Origin of the sequence: Micromonospora inyonensis (genome assembly GCF_900091415.1) — a bacterium.
GTDB classification, from domain to species: Bacteria; Actinomycetota; Actinomycetes; order Mycobacteriales; family Micromonosporaceae; genus Micromonospora; species Micromonospora inyonensis.
The window spans coordinates 671,845-692,797 of record NZ_FMHU01000002.1 but is presented as its reverse complement, the minus strand read 5'-3'; the positions used below and the strand labels follow the sequence as shown (position 1 = coordinate 692,797).

The 20,953-nt window shown below is 73.3% G+C and carries 15 protein-coding genes; 7 read left to right on the top strand and 8 right to left on the bottom strand.

Features of this window, described 5'->3' with window-relative positions; translation table 11 throughout:
• Positions 1-208: 208 nt before the first annotated feature.
• From mraY to mraZ, 7 genes are all read right to left on the bottom strand, one after another.
• Positions 209-1,333, bottom strand: coding sequence for a phospho-N-acetylmuramoyl-pentapeptide-transferase (mraY, locus tag GA0074694_RS18060; RefSeq protein WP_091459908.1), 1,125 nt, complete (start codon positions 1,331-1,333; stop codon positions 209-211).
• Positions 1,330-2,727: a UDP-N-acetylmuramoyl-tripeptide--D-alanyl-D-alanine ligase gene (locus GA0074694_RS18055; protein WP_091459906.1), complete on the bottom strand. Its 1,398-nt coding sequence runs from the start codon at positions 2,725-2,727 to the stop codon at positions 1,330-1,332. The genes mraY and GA0074694_RS18055 overlap by 4 nt, the downstream gene beginning before the upstream one ends.
• Positions 2,724-4,295 carry a UDP-N-acetylmuramoyl-L-alanyl-D-glutamate--2,6-diaminopimelate ligase gene (locus tag GA0074694_RS18050; protein ID WP_091459903.1) on the bottom strand — a complete coding sequence of 524 codons (1,572 nt, stop codon included), beginning with the start codon at positions 4,293-4,295 and terminating at the stop codon, positions 2,724-2,726. The genes GA0074694_RS18055 and GA0074694_RS18050 overlap by 4 nt, the downstream gene beginning before the upstream one ends.
• 52 nt (positions 4,296-4,347) lie before the next feature.
• Entirely contained in the window at positions 4,348-6,621 is a 2,274-nt protein-coding gene (locus GA0074694_RS18045; RefSeq protein ID WP_091459901.1) for a peptidoglycan D,D-transpeptidase FtsI family protein, read from the bottom strand.
• 3 nt (positions 6,622-6,624) lie between these two features.
• Complete coding sequence (ftsL, locus tag GA0074694_RS18040) at positions 6,625-7,233, bottom strand: cell division protein FtsL (protein WP_091459898.1); 609 nt, start codon at positions 7,231-7,233, stop codon at positions 6,625-6,627.
• Entirely contained in the window at positions 7,230-8,342 is a 1,113-nt protein-coding gene (gene rsmH / locus GA0074694_RS18035; protein ID WP_091463365.1) for a 16S rRNA (cytosine(1402)-N(4))-methyltransferase RsmH, read from the bottom strand. The genes ftsL and rsmH overlap by 4 nt, the downstream gene beginning before the upstream one ends.
• Positions 8,343-8,549: 207 nt before the next feature.
• Positions 8,550-8,981, bottom strand: coding sequence for a division/cell wall cluster transcriptional repressor MraZ (mraZ, locus tag GA0074694_RS18030; protein ID WP_091459897.1), 432 nt, complete (start codon positions 8,979-8,981; stop codon positions 8,550-8,552).
• A 419-nt stretch (positions 8,982-9,400) separates the two neighbouring features.
• Here mraZ and GA0074694_RS18020 point away from each other — a divergent pair, with 419 nt between their 5' ends.
• Genes GA0074694_RS18020 through GA0074694_RS18005 form a run of 4 tightly spaced genes read left to right on the top strand, consistent with a single transcriptional unit; the run spans position 9,401 to position 12,263 of the window.
• Positions 9,401-10,648: a MurT ligase domain-containing protein gene (locus GA0074694_RS18020; RefSeq protein ID WP_091463364.1), complete on the top strand. Its 1,248-nt coding sequence runs from the start codon at positions 9,401-9,403 to the stop codon at positions 10,646-10,648.
• Positions 10,638-11,357: a type 1 glutamine amidotransferase gene (locus tag GA0074694_RS18015; RefSeq protein ID WP_091459894.1), complete on the top strand. Its 720-nt coding sequence runs from the start codon at positions 10,638-10,640 to the stop codon at positions 11,355-11,357. Before GA0074694_RS18020 ends, GA0074694_RS18015 begins: the two co-directional genes overlap by 11 nt.
• Positions 11,300-12,052, top strand: a complete 753-nt coding sequence (locus GA0074694_RS18010) for a TVP38/TMEM64 family protein (RefSeq protein ID WP_425413661.1) — start codon at positions 11,300-11,302, stop codon at positions 12,050-12,052. The genes GA0074694_RS18015 and GA0074694_RS18010 overlap by 58 nt, the downstream gene beginning before the upstream one ends.
• A gap of 19 nt (positions 12,053-12,071) precedes the next feature.
• Positions 12,072-12,263 carry a hypothetical protein gene (locus tag GA0074694_RS18005; protein WP_091459890.1) on the top strand — a complete coding sequence of 64 codons (192 nt, stop codon included), beginning with the start codon at positions 12,072-12,074 and terminating at the stop codon, positions 12,261-12,263.
• A gap of 420 nt (positions 12,264-12,683) precedes the next feature.
• On the opposite strand, the gene leuS is transcribed toward GA0074694_RS18005, so the two are convergent.
• On the bottom strand, positions 12,684-15,518 hold the full coding sequence (leuS, locus tag GA0074694_RS18000; protein WP_091459888.1) for a leucine--tRNA ligase: 2,835 nt from the start codon (positions 15,516-15,518) through the stop codon (positions 12,684-12,686).
• 594 nt (positions 15,519-16,112) lie between these two features.
• Between leuS and GA0074694_RS17995 the strand changes: the two genes are divergently transcribed.
• Genes GA0074694_RS17995 through GA0074694_RS17985 form a run of 3 tightly spaced genes read left to right on the top strand, consistent with a single transcriptional unit; the run spans position 16,113 to position 20,936 of the window.
• Positions 16,113-17,165 (top strand): AAA family ATPase, encoded by a 1,053-nt coding sequence (locus tag GA0074694_RS17995; protein ID WP_091459885.1) that lies wholly within the window; start codon positions 16,113-16,115, stop codon positions 17,163-17,165.
• 2 nt (positions 17,166-17,167) lie between these two features.
• On the top strand, positions 17,168-18,466 hold the full coding sequence (locus tag GA0074694_RS17990) for a DUF58 domain-containing protein (protein ID WP_091463363.1): 1,299 nt from the start codon (positions 17,168-17,170) through the stop codon (positions 18,464-18,466).
• 10 nt (positions 18,467-18,476) lie between these two features.
• A complete protein-coding gene (locus tag GA0074694_RS17985) occupies positions 18,477-20,936 on the top strand; it encodes a transglutaminase TgpA family protein (protein ID WP_091459882.1) in 2,460 nt (819 codons plus the stop codon).
• The last annotated feature ends 17 nt before the right edge of the window (positions 20,937-20,953 follow it).

Genomic DNA, 20,953 nt, shown 5'->3' with positions numbered 1-20,953 from the left:
CCCCGCGCCGGCTCCCCGTGGCTGCCCGTCGACTGTCCTGCTGTTTCCTCGGTCCTCCCCCACCCGCCCATCATCGCCGCTGCCGTCGCCCGCTTCGCGCGGAACCCCCGACTCTCGGCGTGTCGGCTTGCCGCCTTAGGCGGTTGCAGGGGCCCCCGGCTACCGCTTCTTGTGTAGCAAGGGGCCCCTGCAGTCACCCGAGGAGCGGTCAGCTGACGTTGGCGAGGAACTCGCTGTAGAAGAGGCCGAGCGCGATGGCCACCCCGATCCCTGCGATGATCCAGAAGCGGACCACGATGTTGACCTCGCTCCAGCCGGCCAACTCGAAGTGGTGCTGGAGCGGGGACATCCGGAACACCCGTTTACCGGTGGTGCGGAAGGAGATGATCTGGATGACCACCGACATCGTGATGATCACGAAGAGGCCGCCGATGATCGGCAGCAGCAGCACGGTACGGGTGGACATCGCCATGCCGGCGATCAGCCCGCCCAGCCCGAGCGCGCCGGTGTCGCCCATGAAGATCCGGGCCGGTGAGGTGTTCCACCAGAGGAAGCCGACACAGGCGCCGGCCCCCGCGCCCGCGATCAGCGCGATCTCCAGCGGGTCCCGGACGCTGTAGCAGTAGTCCTCGGTGTAGTTCGGGTCGGCGCACCAGTGCCGGTACTGCCAGAACGCGATCACCGCGTACGCGGCGAGCACCATCACCGACGCGCCGGTGGCCAGGCCGTCCAGACCGTCGGTGAGGTTCACGCCGTTGGTCGCCGCCATCACCACGAAGATGAAGATGACCACCGAGGCGATCTTGCCGACCTCCAGCGCCGGGATGTCCCGGATGAAGCTCAGCGTGGTGCTGCCGACGGTCTCGACGTTGGTGATCACACCAGTCGGGTCGGTCATGCTGCTGGGGAAGTAGAGCGCCACCACGCCGAAGACCGCGCCGACCAGGATCTGCCCGAGCAGCTTGCCGCGCTTGTTCAGCCCGGCGCTGTTGCGCTTGCGCACCTTGAGGAAGTCGTCGATGAAACCGACCGCGCCGGAGAAGACCATCAGACCGAGCAGCACCAGCGCGGTGATGGTCGGCTCGACTTGGGCGATCTGCTGGTCCGGCAGCGTGGTCAGGGCCAGGTGCCCGGCGACGTACGCGATGACCGTGGCGACGATGAACACCACGCCACCCATGGTGGGCGTGCCCTTCTTGCCCTGGTGCATGATCGGGCCCTCGGCCCGGATCGGCTGTCCCGCCTTCAGTCGGGTGAACACCCGGATCGCGATCGGGGTGGTGAGGAGCGAGACCAGGAAGGCCACCCCGATGGCCACGATGACGGCCCTCATGCGGCGTCCCCACCCCCGGTGTCGACGCGCAGCGCGTCGACCACCTCCCAGGTGCGGTACCGGGAGCCCTTCACCAGGACCACGTCCCCTGGTCGTAGCTCGCTGCGCAGCACCTCTACGGCCGCCGCCTGATCGGTGAGCAGCACCGATTCTCCTCCCCAGTTTCCTACCGCTGTCGCGCCTGCTTGGATCGGTGCCGCCGCCTCGCCCACCACGAGCAGCCGGTCGACACCCAGTTCGGCCGCGAGTCGGCCGACCTCCCGGTGCCCGTCGACCTCGAACAGGCCCAGTTCGGCCATGTAGCCGAGCACCGCGATCGTCCGCCCGTCCCGACGCATGCCGGCCAGCGCGCGCAGCGCCACCGCCATCGACGCCGGGTTGGCGTTGTACGAGTCGTCGATCACCGTCACCCCGTCGGGACGGTCGAAGACGTCCATCCGCCGGGTCGAGACCAGCCCCAGCCCACCGAGCGCCTCGGCGAGGTCGGCCAGGGGCATGCCCAGTTCCCGGGCCACCGCCGCGGCGGCCAGCGAGTTGGAGATCTGGTGGCGGCCGGTCAGCCCGAGCCGCACCGGTACGGCACCCTCCGGCGTGACCAGCGTGTACGAGGGGCGCCCCCGGTCGTCCAGCGTCACATCGGTGGCGCGCACGTCGGCGTCGACCGCCTCGCCGTAGCGGACCACCCGGCCCCGGGTGCGGGTGGCCATCGCGGCGACCAGCGGGTCGTCGGCGTTGAGCACGGCGAGCCCGTCGACCGGCAGCGCCTCGACCAGTTCCCCCTTGGCCATGGCGATCGTCTCCCGGGAGCCGAACTCCCCGATGTGCGCCACCCCCACGTTGAGCACCACCGAGATCCGGGGTGGCACCACGTCGCAGAGGTAGCGGACGTGCCCCACCCCGCGGGCGCCCTTCTCCAGCACCAGGAACCGGGTGTCCGGCCCCGCCTGCAACGCCGTGTACGGGTGTCCCAGCTCGTTGTTGAACGACCCGGGCGGGGCCACCGTCGGGCCGAGCCGGGCGGTGAGCTGGGCGATCAGGTCCTTGGTGGTGGTCTTGCCGGAGGAGCCGGTGATGCCGATGACGGTCAGTTCCGGCAGCCGGTCCACCACGGCGCGGGCGAGGCGGCCCAGCGCGGCGAGCGCGTCGGCGACCAGCACCATCGGTACGCCGGGCACCTCCCGGGTGCCGAGGACGGCGACCGCGCCGTCGGCCACCGCGCGGGCCGCGTAGTCGTGCCCGTCGACCTTCTCCCCGTCGAAGGCGACGAAGAGTCCGCCGGGGGGGACCTTGCGGGAGTCGAACTCGACCGCGCCGGTCACCGTGGCGGTCGGGTCGGCGCCGACCAGCCGCCCGTCGACGGCGGCGGCCAGCTCGGCCAGGGTCAGTGTGATCACGACTGCTCCACCCGGTCGCCGAAGCGGGCGCGCAGCGCGTCCGCCAGTTCCGTACGGTCGTCGAACGGCAGCACCTCGCCGCCGACCTCCTGACCGCGTTCGTGGCCCTTGCCGAGCACGGCCACCACGTCGCCCGGCCCGGCCATCCGGACCGCCTCGTCGATGGCGGCGCGCCGGCCGGCCACGTCGAGGACGGTCGCCACCCTGCCGGCGGTCGTCTCGGCACCGGCCCGGACCTCGGCCCGGATCGCCGCCGGGTCCTCGGTACGCGGGTTGTCGTCGGTCACCAGGACCACGTCGGCTCCCCGGGCGGCGGCCGCCCCCATCACCGGGCGCTTGCCCCGGTCCCGGTCCCCGCCGGCCCCGATGACGCAGATCAACCCGCCACCGCCGGTGGTCAGCTCACGCAGCGCGGTCAGGGCGGCGACGATCGCGTCCGGCTTGTGCGCGTAGTCGACCACGCCCTTCACCGGGCCGGGCGCCCGCACCAGCTCCAGCCGCCCCGGCACGCCCAGGCACTCGGCCACCCCCGCCGCGGCGGTACGCGGGTCCACCCCGACCGCCACCAGGCTGGCGATGGCGAGCAGGGCGTTGGCCACGTTGTGCCGGCCGGGCAGCGCCACCCCGGCGGAGAGGGTCAGCCCGTCCGGGCCGTGCGCGGTGAACCGCTGGGCGTAGCCGGCGTCGTCGACGTCCGAGGCCCACCAGGTGGCGGACGGGTCGCCGGCCGCCGAGTAGCTGACCGTGGCCGGCCGGAAGAGCGATCGCAGCGCCGGGTCGTCGAGGTTGAGCACCTCGGCCGCGCAACGGCCGTCGAAGAGCCGGGCCTTGGCCGCGAAGTAGTCGGCGGTGTCGGCGTGGAAGTCCAGGTGGTCGGAGCCGAAGTTGGTGTATCCGCCGACGGCGAACCGGACGCCGCCGACCCGCCCCATGGCCAGCGCGTGGCTGGAGACCTCCATGACCACCGCGCTCACCCCGCGTTCCCGGGCGGCGGCGAGCATGGCGTGCAGGTCGGTGGCCTCCGGGGTGGTCCGCACGCTCTCCACCACGAGGTCGCCGAGGCGGGTCTCCACGGTGCCGATCAGGCCGGTGGTGTGCCCGGCGGCGCGCAGCCCGGACTCGACCAGGTAGGCGGTGGAGGTCTTGCCGGCGGTGCCGGTCACCCCGATGACAGTGAGCCCCTCGGTCGGGTCGCCGTAGACGGCGGAGGCGAGCGGGCCGAGCGCCTCGCGCGGGTCGGCGACGACCAGCGCCGGCAGCCCGGCGGCGGCCACCGCCGCCCGTCCGGCCTCGTCGGTCAGCGCGGCCACCGCCCCGGCCGCCGCCGCACCGGCGGCGAACTCCGCGCCGTGCCGGCGTGCGCCGGGCAGCGCGGCGTACAGGTCGCCAGGGCGGACCTCCTGGCTGGCGTGGGTCACCCCGGTCACCGACACGTCCGCGACCTGCGCCGGCGGCGCGACACCGAGTCGCGCGGCGAGTTCGCCGAGCCGGATTCCGATCACGGTACGGGGGCGTGGATTGCCGGGCACGGCGTCAGACCCTACCCGGTCGGTCGGCAGGGACCGCACAGCCGCCCCGGTGGTTCGCCCCCACTCACCGATGATGTCCCGGTGTGCCTGGTCAGCGCGGATAGACCGTGAACTCCGGTCGCTTATCGCCGGTCGGTGGCACCTTGAAGTGGCGCAGGGTGAAGCCCATCATGTCGCGGAAGGCCGGGCCGGCGATCGCGCCGCCGCCCCCACCCGGGGTGTGCGCGAAGACGGCAATCACGTAGCGCGGGTTCTCCGCCGGGGCCATCCCGATGAACGAGGCGACCTCACCGGGCTGCTTCTTCCCGTCGACCAACCGCCAACCGGTGCCGGTCTTGCCGGCGACCCGGTAGCCCGGGATCGCGGCCGTCAGGCCGGTGGCGTCCTCGACGGTGGTCACCGCCTCCAGGATGTGGCGCAGGGCGGCGGCGTTCTCCGGGCTGAGCACCTTCCGGGTGGCCGGTGCCTTGGTCGGGGTGCGCTTGCCGTTCGGGTCGATGGTCTCCTTGACCAGGCGCGGCTGGACCCAGGTGCCGTTGTTGGCGATCGTCGCGTAGACGGCCGCCATCTGCAACGGGGTGGCGTCCACGCTGTGTCCGATCGGCACCGACCCGTACGACGAGTCGCTCCACTCCGACGGCGGCAGCAGCCGACCGGGCGCCTCGCCGGGCATGCCCACCTCGGTGCGCTTGCCCAGCCCGAAGCGCTGCTGGTACGCGTAGAGCTTCTCCTTGCCGAGCTGGTCGGCGATCTTGATGGTGCCGACGTTGGAGGAGTAGGCCATCATCCCCGGCAGGCTCATCCGCCGCCCGTCCGCCGGATGGCTGTCGGAGAAGCGGGTGTCCCCCTTCACGATGGAGTTCTCCACCGGAAACGCCGTGTCGGGCTTGATCACGCCCTCCTGGAGCGCCGCGCCGAAGGTGATCGCCTTGTGCACCGAGCCGGGGTCGACCACGAAGCTGGTGGCCGCGTCCTCCCGGTCGGTGGGCTTGCTCTTGTCCGGAGCGGCGGCGTTGTAGGTGGGGTGGCTGGCCTGGGCCAGGATCTCACCGGACGGGATCTCGATGACGACCGCCGCGCCGGTGCTGCCGCTGACCTTCGCCATCCGGTCGCTGAGGATCTCCTGCGTGCGGTACTGGAGGTCCCGGTCGGTGGTGAGGGTGAGCGAGCTGCCCGGCTTCGCCTCGGTGGTCTCGCGGTAGCCACCGGGGATCGGCGCGCTCAGGTCGCCCTTGCCGATCTCGAAGACCCGCTTGCCGTCCTCACCGGCGAGCAGGTCGTCGTAGCGGGCCTCCAGGCCCTCCAGCCCGACCATGTCCTGGCTGGTGAAACCGATCAGGTTCGCCGCCAGGTCACCGCCGGGCACCTCGCGGCGCTCGTCGCGGTGCGCGCCGATGCCGGACAACTCCAACGCCATGATCTTCCGGGCTGTGTCGATCTCGACGCCCCGGGCGAGGTACTCGAACTCTGACTCCCGGCCGTCCTCGCGGGTGCGCGGGGCCATCCGCTCGGCCAGGTCCGAGGCGGGGATGCCGAGCAGCGGGGAGAGCGCCTTGGCGGTGGCCGGGATGTCCTTCACCCGCGTCGGGTCGGCGAAGACGTACCGGGCCTCGACGCTGTGCGCCAGCGGGTTGCCGTCCCGGTCGTATATCGCCCCGCGCGCGGCCGGCAGTTCCACCGTACGCAGCCGGTCGGCGACGCCACCCCCGGCGTACGCGGGGGCCTCCACGGCCTGGAGCGCGACGAGGCGGATGCCGATGACGGCGAACAGGGCGAGGGTGAGGACGGTGCCGAGCCGTAGCCGGCGGCGTGAGTCGGCGAGCAGCGGCGCACGGCGCGGCTTGCGCACGGGCCGTCGCACGGCGGACGCCGGCCGTGGGGTACGACGACGCGGCGGCGGGGTTTCCTCGCTCCCCGGGGCGCCAGCCGGGTCGACGGTGCGGATCACAGTGGTACGGGTGGCCGTCGCGGCCCGACGGCCGGTGCGCCCGGCCCCGGTCCGCCCTCCGTCGAGCACCTGGAGGGCCGGGCGGAACGGGTCGGCGGAGCGCCCGCCGCGCGGGTTGCGGCGCTGGTCGGCGCCGGTGGTACGGCGGGCGGCGGCGGTGCGTTCCTCGCGCTCGCTGCGGCCCGGCAGCCCGGTCTCGCGGGCGGCGCGGTCCTCCCGACCGGTCCCCCGCGCGAACCCGGCGCGCTCGTCGCGGCTCTCCCGGACGGTACGGCCCCGAGGCGTGTACGAGCGCGCGTCGGAGATCCCGCCGACGCCCGGCTCACGTGGCTCGCCACCCCGGTTGCCCGCGGCACGTGACGAACCGCGCCGGGAGCCTGTGGCGTCCCGGCGCGGTTCCTCTGGTCTCGGGGCCACGGGTCAGTCTCCCGCGCCCTGCTGGCTCGTGATGGCCGGCCGGCCGCCCGCCGGGCGGGGCACGCCGATCATCCGGCCGTCGGGCAGCTGGATGAAGGCCGGGTCGTCCGACTCGACCAGACCCAGCTTGCGGGCCTCGGCGGTCAGGTTGCCCGGTGCCTCGTGCTCGGCGATCTGCTTCTTCAGCTGCTGCTCGTCGACGTCGAGTTTGGCCTGCTGCTGCTGGAGCTTCTCCAGCCGGAAGGCGTTCTCGTTGATCTTGGTGTTGACCAGCAGGATGCCGAGCACCCCGCCGACCACCAGGACCAGGACCAGGCCCACGAAGGGCGCCCGCGGCACGGAGACCGGCGGCGGCGGGGCGACCCGCAGTCGCGGCGCGGTCGGCCGCGCGGCACTGGCGCTCCGCTCCGCCGGTCGCAGCGCGGCACTGCCCTGGGTCGGGAACTCGCGCGCCCCCCGGGCGCGAGTCTCACCCTGCCGCCGGGCCCGGTCCGATCCGGTTGCGCCGGTTCCCACCGACGCGGTCCGCGCCGCCACGGTCCGGCCCCCCGACCGCGGTGTACGCTGCCCCGCGCCGGGAAGGTCCCGGCGGTCGCGCTTGTTGACGTTCATGATCCCTCCCCCTTTTCGTCGTCCGTCGTCGTGCCGTCGTCCGGGGCTTCCCGCAGGTCCACTGTGGAACCCGTGGTCAACCCCGCCCCCTGGTGCATCGCCCTGACCCGCCGGCGGTACCGTTCGCGTTCGGCACCGCGTGGGCGTTCCGCGTCGGGATCGATCCGCTCCGCGGCACGCAGCCGCACCGAGGCGGCCCGTGGGTTCGCCGTGACCTCCGCCTCCCCGGCCAGCTCGGCGCCCCGGCTGAGCAGCCGGAACGTCGGGCCGGTGCCGGGCAGTTCGACCGGGAGGTCGACCGGACCCTGACGTCGGGTCCGCTCGGCGAGCGCCGCCTTGGTGAGCCGGTCCTCCAGTGACTGGTAGGACAGGACCACCATGCGGCCACCCACGGTCAGCGTGTCGAGCGCGGCCGGCAGCGCCGTCTCCAGCGCTGCCAGTTCTCTGTTTACCTCGATCCGTAAAGCCTGAAACGTTCTCTTTGCCGGGTGACCGCCCGTCCGTCGCGCCGGCGCCGGAATGGCCGCCTCGACCAGTTCCGCCAGCCGGGCCGTCGAGGTGATCCGCCCCCGCTCCCGTTCCCGGAGGATCGCCGAGGCGATCCGACCGGCGAAGCGCTCCTCGCCGTAGGTCCGCAGGACGCGGGCCAGGTCCGGATGGGAGTAGGTGTTGACCACCTCCTCCGCGGTCGTCCCCCGGGTCTGGTCCATCCGCATGTCCAACGGAGCGTCCCGCGCGTAGGCGAACCCGCGGTCGGGTTCGTCCAGTTGCAGCGAGGAGACCCCGAGATCGAAGAGGATCCCGTCGACGGCCGGGACACGCAGCCGCTCGAGCACCTCGGGCAGTTCGTCGTAGACGGCGTGCACGAGATGGATCCGGTCGGCGAAGCGGGCCAGCCGGGCCCGGGAGTGCGCCAGTGCCTCGGTGTCCCGGTCAAGCCCGATCAGGGTGGTCCGGGGATGTGCCTCGAGCACCGCCTCGGCGTGTCCGCCCAGACCCAGCGTGGCGTCGACGTGGACCGTCGCCCCGGGCCGGTCCAGCGCGGGGGCCAGTAGCTCGAGACACCGCTCGAGCAGTACCGGCACATGCGTGCCGCGTAGCTCCCCCATGTCGACCCCCACTGGTACCGGACCTTCTCTCTCGTGTTGTCTGTGTCGCCGCTCCGACGCCCCGTCGTACCGCCAGATCCCCATCCGCTCCCGCCCGCTCCCCGACCGCGGCTCGAGGAGACCGGATCGTGCCCCTGGCACCGGGGAAGGGGTGCCAGGAACGCGAAGCGGCTGGAGATCTCGCAGTACGTCGGGCGCCGTCACGCCCTACAGACCGCCGGGCAGCACCCCCTCCGGTATGTCGGAGAAGTCCTCCTCGCCGACCGCGCTGTAGGTCTCCCAGGCGGCCCGGTCCCAGATCTCCACGCGGGAGTACTCGCCGACCACCGCCAGGTCGCGGTCCAGGTCGGCGTAGGCCCGCAGGTGGGCCGGGATGGTGATCCGCCCCTGCTTGTCGGGAACCTCGTCGTGCGCGCTGGCGAAGAAGATCCGGCTGTACGCCCGCATGGCCCTGTTCGTCATCGGTTGCTGACGCAACTGGTCGGCGATGCGCTGGAACTCCGGCGTCGGGAAGACACAGAGGTAACGTTCTCGCCCCTTGGTGATCACGACACCCCCCGCCAGTCCGTCCCGGAACCTCGCCGGAAGGATCAACCGGCCTTTGTCGTCCAGGCGCGGAGTGTGGGTGCCGAGAAACACGGCCCTACCCCCTCGCCCTTCGACGGCGTTCGCGGCGCCGCTGACCCCCCGGGCCGGTGGGCCCTCCCGGCCTCACCATTGGGCTCCACTCTACTCCACTTCCCTCCACCTGCAACCGGAAACGACCCTTCGGCGCGTCGCGCCGGAAGACAAAACTGCACGTCAGATGGGGTGGATCGACGTGGGGGCCGGAAACGCCCCGCCACCGGCGTCCGTTTTCCGACATTGATCGACTCCATCCGGTGGATCAAGATCCACCCGGCCGGCGCGCGGGCCGCCTCCGGCCGGCGGGCCCCGCGCGTCCGCCCGGCCACCCGGCCGCCCCGGCGGGTGGGGACACCCGCCCGAACGGTTCGCCGTCGGCGGCGATCTGACGGAGTGACCGGTCCGGTAACCTCGCTCGGGTGACGGACGCGAAGATGCCCCTGCGGGCAAAGGTGGCCAGCTCCGTGTCGCGCACTGCCGCGGCACTGTCGCGGGCCGCGGGCCGCGGGGACGGCTCGGTGATCGGTGGCTGGATCGGCCTCAAGATCGACCCGGACCTGCTGGCCCACCTCTCGGCGGGGCGGGCCATCGCCCTGGTCTCCGGCACCAACGGCAAGACCACCACCACACGGCTCACCGCCGCCGCGGTCGGTGTGCTCGGCACCGTCGCCACCAACTCGTTCGGGGCGAACATGCCCACCGGGCACACCTCCGCCCTGGCCAAGGCCGGCAGCACCCCGTACGCGGTGCTCGAGGTCGACGAGCACTACCTGGCCCAGGTCATCGAGGCCACCGAGCCGCACGTGGTGGCCCTGCTCAACCTCTCCCGCGACCAGCTCGACCGGGCCAAGGAGGTCGCCATGATGGCGCAGCTCTGGCGGGCCGCGCTGGTCCGCCACCCGGAGCTGCACGTGGTGGCCAACGCCGACGACCCGATGGTGGTCTGGGCGGCCACCCCACCGGCCAGCCACGACCACCGGATCACCCCACCCGCGGTGGTCTGGTTCAGCGCCGGCCAGCGGTGGCACGACGACTCCTGGGTCTGCCCCGAGTGCGGTTCGTCCATCCAGCGCTCCGGCGAGCAGTGGTGGTGCTCCGGCTGCCCGCTGCGCCGTCCCCAGCCGCACTGGGTCGTCGAGGACGACGGCGTCGTCGACCCGACCGGCGCGTGGCATAAGGTCGTCCTCCAGCTGCCCGGACGGGTCAACCTCGGCAACGCGGCCACCGCGCTCGCCGTCGCCGCCGAGTTCGGCGTCCGCCCGGTCGACGCGGTCTCCCGGCTCTCCGGGGTCACCTCGGTCGCCGGCCGGTACGCGCAGGTCGACCGGGACGGTCGCAACATCCGGCTGCTGCTGGCGAAGAACCCGGCGAGCTGGCTGGAGGCCTTCGACATGGCCGACCACGCCCCGACACTGCTCTCCATCAACGCCCGTGACCCCGACGGCCTGGACACCTCCTGGCTGTTCGACGTCGACTTCGGCCCGCTGCGCGGCCGGCAGGTGCTGATCACCGGTGACCGGGCCTACGACCTGGCCGTCCGTCTCGACGTCAACGACGTACCGTTCCAGTACGTCCGCTCGTTCGACGAGGCGGTCCGCAGCGTCCCTGCGGGCCGGCTGGAGGTCATCGCCAATTACACCGCGTTCCAGGACATCCGAGCGGAGTTGGACCGTGTCAACTGAGAGCCTGCGCATCGTCTGGATCTACCCCGACCTGCTCTCCACCTACGGCGACCGGGGCAACGTGCTGATCCTGGCCCGTCGGGCGCAGCAGCGCGGGATGCCGGTCGAGGTGCTGGAGGTCCGCTCCGACCAGCGGCTGCCCACCGCGGCCGACATCTACCTGATCGGGGGTGGCGAGGACGGCCCGCAGGCGCTGGGCGCGCAGCGGCTGCTCGCCGACGGCGGGCTGCACCGGGCGGTCGCCCAGGGTTCGGTCGTCTTCGGTGTCTGCGCCGGCTACCAGCTGCTCGGCACCTCGTTCTTCGCCAAGGGCACCCGCTGCCAGGGGCTGGGCCTGCTCGACCTCCAGTCGGACCGGGGTCCGTCCCGGGCGGTCGGCGAACTCGCCGGGGACGTCGACCCCCGGCTGGGCCTGCCCCCGCTGAGCGGCTTCGAGAACCACGGCGGACGTACCCACCTGGGGTCGGGGGTCGCGCCGCTCGCCCGGGTCACCGCCGGCGTGGGCAACGACGGCCAGTCCGAGGGAGCCTGGCGGGGCAAGCTGCTCGGCACCTACTCCCACGGTCCGGCGCTGGCCCGCAACCCGGCCCTGGCCGACCTGCTGCTGAAGTGGGCCACCGGGGCGCACCAGCTCCCCCCGCTCGACGACACCTGGCCCGAGCGGCTGCGCGCCGAACGCCGGGCCGCGGTGGCCGCCGCCCGGCCGTGATCCCGGCGGTCCGGCGGCTGCTCGCGCAGCGGTCGGCCGTCCGGTTCGCGTCCCTGCTGCTCCTGCTGGGATGCTTCGCGCTGCTGCTGGTGCTGGTGCCCCGGCCGGAGCTGGCCGACCTGCCGGCGCACGCCGACCGGCTGGGTGCCGCCGCCCCGGTGGCCGCCATCGTCGGCGGCGCGGTGCTGCTGGTCGCCCTGGTGCCCCGCACCTTCGTCACGCTCGCCTCGGGGGTGCTCTTCGGCGCGCTCGAAGGGGCCGTGTACGCCCTCGGCGCCGCGCTGCTCGCGGCGGCGCTCGGGTTCGCGGTCGGCCGGCTCCTCGGTCGGGAGTTCGTCGCCGAACGGATCCGGGGACGGCTCGCCCGGCTGGACCGCTGGTTCGCCCGGCAGAGCGTGTTCGGCGTGATGACCGTACGGCTGCTGCCCATCTCCGGCTTCGGACTGGTCAGCTACGGCTACGGCACCACCGGCGCGCGGCTGCTGCCGTTCCTGGTCGGCAGCGTGCTCGCCTCGGCACCCACCGCCTTCGGCTACGCGGCGCTCGGCGCGGCGGTCAGCACCCCCGACGAGGTGAACTGGCTGACCGTCGCCCCCGCCGGGCTCGGCCTGGTCGCCACCGTCGTGCTCGGCCACACCTGGTGGCGGGCGGAACGTCGCCGCCGCACCGGCGGGCAGGTCAGCCCGCCGGCGTGACCAGTCCGGCGCGGTCGCGGTGGGCGGCGAGTACGCCTCCGGGCTGTTCCGGACGACCTTCACGGCGGTGCCCGCCCGGGGATCCGTGGCCGCCGCGAAGCTCGTCGTGCTGACCGCCGCCACCACGGTTCTGGTGACCCTCGGCTCGGCGATCGCCTTCGCGATCGCCCCGGGCGGTCCTGTCCGGCCGGGGTGGCATCTCGGTCGGTGAGCCGGGCGCACTGCGGGCGATCGGCGCGTCCGCGCTGCTGGTCCCACTCTGCACCCTCGTCGACACCGGGCTCGGCGCGCTGGTCCGTCACACCGCGCCCGCGATCGTCACCGCCGCGACGGTCCTGCTCCTGCTGCCGACCGCGATCGACGACAACAGACGGTGACCGCCCTGCTGCTGGCCACCATCGGCCGCAGCTCCAAACCTGTTCCGGCACGCGATGCCGGTGCCCGCGTGGCAGCGCCTGCTCGAACGGCGCGACCCGCCGCCCTGGGCGGACGTCGCGCAGCGGGCCACGGTCGGCGGCGCGTGGGCCGCCTACGCCGGCCACGCCGGGCGGGTCGGGTGGTTGCAGGGGCCCCCTGCTCGCCAAAAAGCGGTAACAAGGGTCCCCTGCAACCAACAAACCCCGTCGCCGGGTCAGGCGACCACCGACACCATCCGGCCCTTGACGACGATGACCTTGCGGGGCTCCTTGCCGGCCAGCGAGGCGGCGACCACCTCCAGAGCCGCCGCCCGCACCGCGTCCTCGGACGCGTCGGCGGGCACCTCGACCCGGCCCCGGACCTTGCCGTTGACCTGCACCGGGTAGGTGACCGTCTCGGAGACCAGCAGGCCCGGGTCGGCGGTCGGGAAGTCGGCGTACGCCAGCGAGCCGGTGTGGCCCAGCCGCTGCCACAGCTCCTCGGCGATGTGCGGGGCGAACGGGGCCAGCATCAGCACCAGCGGCTCGGCCACCTCACGCGGGGTGGCGGTCAGCCGGGTCAGCCCGTTGGTCAGCTCGATCAGCTTGGCGATCGCGGTGTTGAACCGGATCCCCTCCATGTCGGCGCGGACCCCGTCGATCACCTTGTGCAGCAGCCGGCGGGTGGCCTCGTCGGCCGGGTCGTCGGTGATCCGCAGGGCGCCGGTGGACTCGTCGACCACCGTCCGCCAGACCCGTTGCAGGAAGCGGTACGAGCCGACCACCGCCCGGGTCTCCCAGGGGCGGGAGACCTCCAGCGGGCCCATCGACATCTCGTACACCCGGAACGTGTCCGCGCCGTACGCCGCGCACATCTCGTCCGGGGTGACCACGTTCTTCAGCGACTTGCCCATCTTGCCGTACTCCCGGCGCACCTTCTCCTCGCCGTGGACGTACCGGCCGTCGACCTCGACGACCTCCTCGGCGGGCACGTACACGCCCCGGGCGTCGGTGTAGGCGTACGCCTGGATCATGCCCTGGTTGAACAGCCTGCGGAACGGCTCGAACGACGACACGTGGCCCAGGTCGTACAGCACCTTGTGCCAGAACCGGGCGTACAGCAGGTGCAGTACGGCGTGCTCCTGGCCGCCCACGTACAGGTCGGTACCCCCGCAGTCGCCCTCGCCGCGCGGTCCCATCCAGTACCGCTCGTTCTCGGCGTCGACGAACCGCTCGGTGTTGGTCGGGTCCAGGTAGCGCAGCTCGTACCAGCAGGAGCCGGCCCACTGCGGCATCACGTTGGTCTCCCGGGTGTACCGCTGCGGGCCGTCCCCCAGGTCCAGCTCCACCTCGACCCAGTCGCGGCGGCGCGACAGCGGGGTCTCCGGGTTCGAGGTGGCGTCGTCCGGTGCGAACGTCTTCGGCGCGAAGTCGTCGACCTCGGGCAGCTCGACCGGCAGCATCGACTCGGGCAGCGCGACGGCGGCACCGGTGGCGTCGTAGACGATCGGGAAGGGCTCGCCCCAGTACCGCTGCCGACTGAACAGCCAGTCGCGCAGCCGGTAGGTGACCGCGCCGGTGCCGTGCCCGTTCGCCTCCAGCCACTCGATGATCCGGGCCTTGGCGTCGGCGACCCCCAGACCGTTCAGGTCCAGGCCGCGGTCGGGCGCGGCGCTGTTGACCGCCGGCCCGTCCCCGGTGTACGCCTTGCCGTCGAAGCCCTCCGGCGGCTGAACGGTCCGGACGATCGGCAGGTCGAACGCCTCGGCGAAGTCCCAGTCCCGCTCGTCCTGCGCCGGCACCGCCATGATCGCGCCGGTGCCGTAGCCGGCCAGCACGTAGTCGGCGATGAAGATCGGGATCTGCCCGCCGGTGACCGGGTTGGTGGCGTACGCGCCGACGAAGACGCCGGTCTTCTCCTTCGTCTCGGCCTGCCGCTCGGTCTCGGTGCGGGCCGCCGCCGCCTTCCGGTACGCCTCGACCGCCGCGCGCGGGCTGGCGTGTCCACCGGTCCAGGCGTCCTTCGTCCCCGCCGGCCAGGCAGCCGGCACCAGCGCGTCGACCAGCTCGTGCTCGGGAGCCAGCACCATGTACGTCGCCCCGAAGACGGTGTCCGGCCGGGTGGTGAAGACCCGGATCGGGGCCGCCGGGGTCGGGAAGTCGATGTGCGCGCCGGTGGAGCGGCCGATCCAGTTGCGCTGCATCAGCTTGATCGGCTCCGGCCAGTCCAGCGTCTCCAGATCGTCGACCAGCCGGTCGGCGTACGCGGTGATCCGCATCATCCACTGCTTCAGGTTGCGCTTGAAGACCGGGAAGTTGCCCCGCTCCGAGCGGCCGTCCGCGGTGACCTCCTCGTTGGCCAGTACGGTGCCCAGCCCCGGGCACCAGTTGACCGGCGCCTCCGAGACGTACGCCAGCCGGTGGTCGTCGACGACCTTCCGCTGCTCGGCGGCGGTCAGCTCGGCCCAGGGGCGGCCGTCCGGGGTGGGCCGGGTGCCGGCGGCGAACTCGGCGACCAGGTCGTCGACCGGACGGGCCTTGCGTGCCTCGGGGTCGTACCAGGAGTTGAAGACCTGCAGGAAGATCCACTGGGTCCAGCGGTAGAACCCGGTGTCGATGGTGGCCACCGAGCGCCGGTCGTCGTGGGCCAGGCCCAGCCGGCGCAGCTGCGCCCGGTACCGCTCGATGTTCGCCTCGGTGGTGGTGCGCGGGTGGGTGCCGGTCTGCACGGCGTACTGCTCGGCGGGCAGGCCGAACGCGTCGAAGCCCATCGCGTGCAGCACGTTGCGTCCGGCCATCCGCTGGTAGCGGGCGTAGCAGTCGGTGCCGATGTAGCCCAGCGGGTGTCCGACGTGCAGGCCCGCGCCGGACGGGTAGGGGAACATGTCCAGCACGTAGAGCTTCTCCGCACCGGCCCGGGGGTGTCCGGGGTCGGCCAGTGGGCCGCTCGGGTTCGGGGCGCGGAACGTCCCCTCCCGCTCCCAGGTGTCCTGCCAGCGCTGCTCGATCTCGTCGGCCAGGGCCGCGGTGTACCGGAACGGGGGGATGTCGCTCGCGGCTGCCTCAGTCATCGCGTGTCCTCGCTTCGCTCGTGGCCGCCGGGGCCGAGCCTCGGCCGTGCTGGTGACGCCCCGTCGCGGGGCGTCGGTGTCTGTCGTGCCCCGTGACGGGGGCGTCATGCTGGTGACGCTCCGTCGCGGGACGGAGGTCAGGTCTCGGTTCGCCGTGGTCTGCTCGGGGCACAAAAAAGCCCCTCGCGCAGGAGGGGTCGCCGTGCTGTCGCGCGTTCAGCGCATCAGCACGGCCCGGTAAGGAGCAGCTGGAAACCGGCCATGAACGGCAGTGTACCCGCCGCCGCCCGGAGCGTGCCGCAGGCTTCCACCCGACGGGACCGCCACCGGCGACGACGGTGGCGGTCCGCCCGCGGACGGGCCACCGGCAGAATCCGCCACGCCACCGCCGCGACCGGCGGCGCAATTCCCCCGCCAGACGGTTATTCGGTGGGTAACCCGACCGTCTACCTGCGGCGTTCGGCGCGGGCGGGAAACATGGTTAGCCTGAGTTGTCAGTGATTCCTGCGGCAATAGAGGCTCGACGCGCGAACCCCACGGCGGGTCCAGGTGCTCTATACAGAGCTGCCGTCCAGGCGACGAGAGGGAGGCCCGTTGACACAACAGACCTGGGACGAGGTGGGCGGCGTCCTGCCGCACGACGAGTTCCGCGCCGCCAGTGAAGCCATCGTCGCCAATATCGAGCAGGTCATCGAGGGTAAGACAGCCACCGTGCGGCTCGCGCTGGCGGTGCTGCTCGCCGAGGGTCACCTGCTCATCGAGGACGTTCCCGGGGTCGGCAAGACCAAGCTCGCCAAGGCGATGGCCCGGTCCATCGACTGCACGGTACGCCGTATCCAGTTCACCCCCGACCTGCTCCCCAGCGACGTCACCGGGGTCAGCGTCTACAACCAGGAGACCCACGACTTCGAGTTCCGCCCCGGTGCCGTCTTCGCCAACCTGGTCGTCGGCGACGAGATCAACCGGGCCTCGCCGAAGACCCAGTCGGCGCTGCTGGAGTGCATGGAGGAGCGGCAGGTCACCGTCGACGGCGTCACCTACCAGCTCCAGACCCCGTTCATGGTGATCGCGACGCAGAACCCGATCGAGATGGAGGGGACGTACCCGCTCCCCGAGGCGCAGCGCGACCGGTTCACCGCGCGGATCGCCATGGGCTACCCCGGCCCCGAGGCGGAGCTGGCCATGCTCGACGGGCACGGCGCGGTCGACCCGCTGGACGACCTGCGGCCGGTCTCCGACGCGGCGATCGTCCGGCAGCTCATCGCCACGGTCCGCGAGGTGCACGTCGCCGACGCGGTGAAGCAGTACGCCATCGACCTGGTCACCGCCACCCGCGAGGCCCCCGAGCTGCGGCTGGGCGCGTCCCCCCGGGCCACCCTGCAACTGCTGCGCACCGCCCGCGCGGTCGCCGCGCTGGAGGGGCGCGACTACGTCCTCCCCGACGACCTCCAGGCGTTGGCGGTCCCGGTGCTGGCGCACCGGATCATCCCGACCGCCGACGCGCAGCTCGCCCGGCGCACCACCGACGCGATCGTCTCCGACCTGGTGCACCGGCTCACCGTTCCGCAGGACCGCAGGCGCTCCCCGTACGACACCCGGCCGACCAGCGGGAACGGTCGCTCGGCGTACGAGCCGCGGAGGCGGTGACCGTGCGCGACGGGCTGCGCGGGCTCACCACCCGCGGCCGGTCCTTCCTGGCCGCCGCCGTGGCCGCCGCGATCTCGGCACTGCTGCTCGGGGAGCGGGACCTGCTCCGGGTCGCGGTGCTGCTGGCCGTGCTGCCGCTGCTCGCCGCCGCGTACGTCGGGCGCAGCCGCTACAAGCTCGCCTGCGTCCGGTCGATGGACCCGCACCGGGCGCCGGTCGGGGCCAGTTCCCGGGTGGTGCTGCGGTTGCAGAACATGTCCCGCCTGCCCACCGGGACGCTGCTGCTCGAGGACCGGCTGCCGTACGCGCTGGGCAGCCGTCCCCGGGTGGTGCTGGAACGGCTCGGCGCGTTCCAGGCCAGCTCGGTGGCGTACACCGTCCGCGCCGACGTGCGCGGCCGGTACGAGGTGGGCCCGCTCGGCGTGCGGATGACCGACCCGTTCGGCCTCTGCGAGCTGAGCCGGGCCTTCCCGAGCACCGACCGGCTCACGGTGATCCCGCAGGTCACGCCGCTGCCGCCGATCCGGCTCCCCGGCGAGTACGCCGGCAGCGGCGACAGCCGGGCCCGCTCGGTGGCGGTGCACGGCGAGGACGACGCGGCGACCCGCGAGTACCGGATGGGCGACGACCTGCGCCGGGTGCACTGGAAGTCGACCGCCCGCACCGGGGAGCTGATGGTGCGCCGGGAGGAACAGCCGTGGGAGAGCCGGGCGACGGTGGTGCTGGACACCCGCGCGTACGGGCATCGCGGCGACGGGCCGACGGCGAGCTTCGAGTGGGCCGTCTCGGCCGCCGCGAGCATCGCCGTGCACCTGCGCCAGGCCGGCTACAAGCTGCGCCTGGTGACCGGCTCCGGAGCGGACGTGGACGCGACGGAGGCCGCCGGTGACGGGGTGCTCCTCGACCACCTCGCCGAGGTCCGGCTGGAGCAGCGGGGCGAGCTGACCACGCTGGTCGAGCGGGTACGGCAACGCGCCGACGGCGGGCTGATCATCGCCCTGCTCGGCTCGCTCAGCACCGCCGAGGCCCACCTGCTGGCCGCGTTGCGGGGCAACGGCGCCACCTGTGTGGCCTTCCTGCTGGACAGCGCCGGTTGGCTCAACCTGCCCGAGCGGGCCCGCGCCGAGGCCCAGCAGGCCCACGGTGCCGCCGCGCTCGCCCTGTTGCAGAGCGGGTGGCGGGTGATCGGGGTGGAACACGGCAGCCAGCTTCCGGTGCTCTGGCCGCAGGCGGCCCGCGGCTCGCAGGGGTTCGCGATGCGCGCCGCGCTGGCCGAGACGGTGGCCGGTGGCGTGAAGTGAGGGGGGACGAGTGATCGCGAACCGTGGGCTCGGCCTGGTGGCGGCGGCCGCGACGCTGCTCGCCGCCGCGCCGTTGTCGGCGATCTTCCAACGCTGGACGTGGCTGGTGCAGTCGGCCATCGCGGTGGCGGTGGTCGCCGGGGTCGCCGCGCTGCTGCGGCTGGTCCGGGCACCGCTGTGGGGGCAGGCGCTCGGCATGGCGGCCGGGCTGCTGATCGCACTGACCTGGATGTTCCCCAGCGGCAGCGAACTCGCCGCCGTGCTGCCCACGCCGGGCACCTTCGCCCACTTCGGTGAGCTGGTCGGCGGCTCGGTGCAGGACATGCGCTCGTACGGGGTGAAGGTCCCCGACACCGACCCGCTGCTCTTCATCACCGTGCTCGGGGTGGGCGGGGTGGCCGTGGTGGTCGACCTGCTCGCGGTGGGGCTGCGCCGGCCCGCCCTGGCCGGTCTGCCGATGCTCGCCATCTACTCGGTACCGGTCGCGGTCTACGTCGAGAGCGTCCCGCCGGTGCCCTTCGTGATCGGCGCGGCCGGCTACCTCTGGCTGCTGGTCAGCGACAACATCGACCGGGTCCGCCGGTTCGGCCGCCGGTTCACCGGTGACGGCCGGGACGTCGACGTCTGGGAGGCCTCCCCGCTGGCCAGTGCCGGTCGTCGGCTGGCCGTGGTGGGGGTGGTGCTGGCCGTCCTCGCGCCGCTGGCGGTGCCCGGGATGACCGGCGGACTGCTGGACCGGCTCCAGTCCGGCACGGGCGACGGCGACGGGCGGACCGGGGTCGGCGGCAGCCCCGGCCGGGTGGACCTGTTCGCCGCGCTCAGCGGCGAGCTCAACCAGTCCGAGGTGGCCGACCTGGTCAAGGTCACCACCAACGAGCCCAATCCGTTCTACCTGCGTTTCGGGGTCGCCGACGACCTGCGGCCGGAGGGTTTCCGGGTGCGTAACCCGTCCGGCCGGGCGGTCACCCGTGCCCTGCCCGACCCCACCAGCGGGGTGAGCGGGGTGCAGCAGGACCGGTACCGGGCCACCGTCGAGACCACCCGCGACCTCAACATGCCGCTGATGCCGGTCTACGCCGCGCCGGTCCGCACCGACGGGCTGAACGGCAACTGGCTGTACGACCCGAACCTCCAGATCGTCTTCTCCAACAAGGAGAACTCCCGCGGCAAGCGCTACGAGTTCGACTACGTCCGTTCCCGCTACACCCCGGAGCTGCTGCGCCGGGCCCCGTCGCTGTCCCCGTCGGACGCGATGGTGCAGCGGTTCACCGACACGCCGCCGGCCGGCGAGGTCGACGCGCTGGTGGCGGAACTGATCGCGGGACGCCAGACCGACTACGACCGGGTCCGGGCCATCTACGACCACTTCTCCGCCCGGAACGGGTTCCGCTACTCGCTGAGCACCGAGGGAGGCACCAGCGGCCGGGACATCGTCGACTTCCTCACCAACAAGGCCGGCTTCTGCCAGCAGTACGCCGCTGCGATGGCCTGGCTGGTACGGGCGGCCGGCATCCCGGCCCGGGTGGCGTTCGGCTTCACCAACGGCAGCAGCCGGGACGGGGACACCTACGTCCTGACCAACCGGAACCTGCACGCCTGGACCGAGGTCTACTTCGAGGGCATCGGCTGGGTGCCGTTCGACGCCACCCCGGCGTACGGGGTGCCCGGCAACGCCCGCTCGGACTGGGCGCCGGACAACGACGCGCCCGACCCGGTCACCCCGTCGGCCGGTGCCACGGCCGCGCCGGGCGAGACCGACCCGTCGGCCGGACCGGCCGGGCCGGAGGAGGCCAACCGGAACGTCGACGAGGGGGTCGTCCCGACCACGGGCGCCTCGACGGAGCAGGCACCGATCTGGCCGTGGTGGGTGGCCGCCGCCGTGGCGCTTCTGGTGCTGCTGGCCGTGCCGGCGTTGCGCCGGGTGACGCTGCGCCGCCGACGCGGAGCCGCGCCGGCCGCCACGCCGGTCGCCACGGCGGCCGGCGAGGCCAGCGGGGCCGGTCCGCTGGTGGTGGTCGAGGCGGACGCCGACAGCGCCCGGGCCCGCGCGCACGCCGCCTGGGACGAACTGCTCGACACCCTGGTGGACTACCGGGTCCGGGTGGACCGGACGGAGACCCCCCGGGCCACCGCCGACCGGCTGGTCCGGGAGTCCCTCGCCAAGGACGAGCCGGCCGCCACGGCGGTCCGCCTTCTCGGCCGGGCCGAGGAGCGGGCGCGCTACGCTCGCGACCCGCTGGTGGACGGTGAGCTGCACCCGGCGCTCGGGACGGTCCGCCACGCGCTCGGCGTCCAGGCGGACCGGCGTACCCGGCTCGTCGCGGCGGTCCTGCCGCCGTCGGTGCTGCTGCGCTGGCGCACGGCGGTCACCGACACCTCGTCCCGGCTGGTGACGGCGACCGGACGGGCCCGGACCCGACTGCTGCGGTGGAGCCCCCGGCGGCTCCTGGCGGGCCGAGCGGCCCGCTGACCGCAGAACGGTGTCGG